We start from the raw sequence: 2,930 nt of genomic DNA on the forward strand, positions 1-2,930 counted from the left end.
CACCCATACTTCTTGCTGCATCTTCCATCTCATCATCAACACTAAATAAAATAGCACGTACCATTCTATAAGAAAATGGGATTTTTACAACTATATATGCAATAAGTAGAATTACCAAACTACCTACCAAAATCTGATTCAAGACAAGAAATTGTGGCTGATTAAAAGTAAATAATAAACTTACTGCTAAAAGTGTACTTGGTAGTAACCAAGGAAGTAGAGCACCATATTCAAATAAGAAATCAAAACGAGATTTATGTTTTCTGACAACACGAGCAAATACAACTGCGAGAATTGTTGCTGTTGTCGCAGCAATAATAGAATAAATAAAGCTGACCAAGAATGGAGAGAATGCCGCACTATTACTAAAGAATAAGCGATAATTTTCTAAAGTAAAGTTTGATAATGTTAAGTTACCTGTTTGAATTGCAACTGGATCTGTAAATGAGTATAATACTATAAAAATTAGTGGAAGCATGAAAACTGTGAACAATCCATATGCTACAATGTGAGCAATGATATTCCAAGGCTTAGACGCAATTTTTTGTTTTTTAAGAGGCGCTTTAGTCTTAGAGATAGAAATATAATTTCCACCTTTTTCTATCTTGTTCATGATAGTAAGCAAAATTGTAGTTGCAATACCTAAAATAATTGCAAGTAGAGCAGCTAAATCACGAGAATTCCCCATCCCTGCAAATGTAATAATCATTGGATTTATAGTTTGAAATTCTTTACCACCAACAATCATGGGTGCTGCTACTGCAGATAAACCACTAAGAAAAACCATGATAGTAAGTGCAAATAGAGTTGGAATTAAGGTTGGTAACACTACTTTTCGGAAAACAGTAAATGGTTTTGCTCCCATATTTCGAGCAGCCTCAATAGTGTGATAGTCAACGCTTCGAATTGTATTTGTTAAAAACAATGTATGATTAGCAGTTCCTGAAAATGTCATAATGAATAAGACTGCACCATACCCAATAAACCAGTTAGGGTCTAAAGAAGGGATAATATTTTGTAAAAATTTTGTAATCAATCCATAAGGACCATAGACAAATTTATATCCAGTCGCTAAAACCACTCCTCCATAAATTAAAGAGGTCATATAACCTAATTTTAAAATTTTAGCACCTTTAATATCAAAGTATTCTGTAAATAGAACACAAAGAATACCTACGACATTAACTGTAATAATGAGTGAAAATGCCAACTTAAAACTGTTCATAATACTCTGAAGTGCCCTCTGAGATTTTAGAACACGATGTACAGCATCAAGGGAAAATTCTCCTCCTTTTACAAATACATTCACTACTAGATCAAAGTTTGGATAAATAATAAATGTTACTAAGAACCAGATTAACCCTAAACGAATAAGCCAATCTTTTAAATTTAATTTATGACGCATACTGCACCTCCTTAAAATTGCAGAACGTCTGATGGTGTGATAAATAATTCCACACTTTCTCCGACAGATCTAATAGCAGCCTGACTATCAATACTTGTTACATTAAGAATCTGACTTTCAGAAACTTTTATTGTATAGTGAATTGTAACTCCAGAAAACTCAACATCAATAATTGTCCCTTTTAGAATGAAATCTTGTTCAGTTTCACGATTGAATCGAACTTTCTCTAATCGAATGTATCCTTTTTTATCTTCTAAGAAAACGCTTGCATTTTTCAGTAATACTTCGTGGACTGTTTCATCGGTCAAAACATTAATATCTCCAATAAAATCACATACAAATTCAGTTTGAGAATTATGATAAATCTCTACAGGTGTACCGACCTGTTCGATGTATCCATTGTTAAAGACTGCAATTCTATCAGATAAAGTTAAGGCTTCCTCTTGGTCATGAGTAACATATAAAGTAGTAATACCTAACTCTTTTTGAAGTCTTTTCAACTCTTTTCTCAAATCTACACGTAATTTTGCGTCAAGGTTTGACAATGGTTCATCTAGACAAAGAATTTTAGGTTCAAGAACCAGAGCACGAGCCAATGCTACCCTTTGTTGTTGACCCCCAGATAATTCTGATACATTACGCTGTAACTGTTGATCAGAGATCTTAATTTTTGCTGCTACTGCTGATACTTTAGCTTTAATAACATCTGGAGCTACCTTCTTAACTTTTAAACCAAATGCAATATTATCAAAAACAGTCATAGTTGGAAATAGCGCATAAGATTGAAATACAATACCAATTCCACGCTTTTCAGGTTCCAAATGAGTGACATCTGTTCCATTAACTTCAATACTTCCTGATGATGGATCTAGAAAACCTACCAATGCTCTCAAAGTAGTTGATTTACCACATCCTGAAGGCCCAAGAAATGTAAAAAATTCCCCTTCATGTATATCTAAATTCAGATTATCAATTGCAACAAAATCACCATATTTAATTTGAATATTATCAAATTTAATCATCTCACTAACTCCCTCTATTACTAAACCAAAAGCCTCTCTTTATTTCTTCCATAAATTTAGAAATAATAGAGAGACTTGGACATAAAAATTAACTCTTATTTCTTATTGTACGTATTCTAATTCAGCTTTTTCTACCCATTCATCCAAATGCTTTCCAACAGCTTCCCAGTCAATATTTTGTGGTTTCACTTGATCCACAAATTTTTTCGTATCTTCAGGTAACTCTGTTAGGGCATCTTTATTTGCAGGAATAGATCCAAAGTTCTTACTATATTCTACTTGAATTTCTGTTTGACCAAACCAATCAATAAATTCTTTAGCTAACGCTTGTTTTTTACTAGTGCTTAAAACCATAGTTTGTTCAGTTACAAATGGTACACCAATCTCAGGAGTCATAACTTTGAAAACAACATTTTGTTCTTTTTGTCCAACTAAAGCACCAGAACCCCACATCATTCCATATTGTATTGGATCTTCTTTGTCTAACATCTTAACAATTGAAC

At 32.8% G+C, this 2,930-nt stretch carries 3 protein-coding genes; all 3 read right to left on the reverse strand.

What is annotated here, in order from left to right; all coding sequences use genetic code 11:
- Positions 1-1,405, reverse strand: a 1,405-nt coding sequence (locus tag SMIDD26_RS07950; protein ID WP_061439765.1) for an ABC transporter permease, incomplete at its 3' end; no start/stop codon positions are given.
- Positions 1,406-1,416: 11 nt separating this feature from the next.
- Positions 1,417-2,427, reverse strand: coding sequence for an ABC transporter ATP-binding protein (locus SMIDD26_RS07955; RefSeq protein ID WP_033679773.1), 1,011 nt, complete (start codon positions 2,425-2,427; stop codon positions 1,417-1,419).
- A gap of 102 nt (positions 2,428-2,529) precedes the next feature.
- Positions 2,530-2,930, reverse strand: a 401-nt coding sequence (locus tag SMIDD26_RS13190) for a type 2 periplasmic-binding domain-containing protein (protein WP_246746994.1), incomplete at its 5' end; no start/stop codon positions are given.

This window comes from Streptococcus mitis (assembly GCF_001579035.1).
Classification (GTDB): Bacteria; Bacillota; Bacilli; order Lactobacillales; family Streptococcaceae; genus Streptococcus; species Streptococcus mitis_J.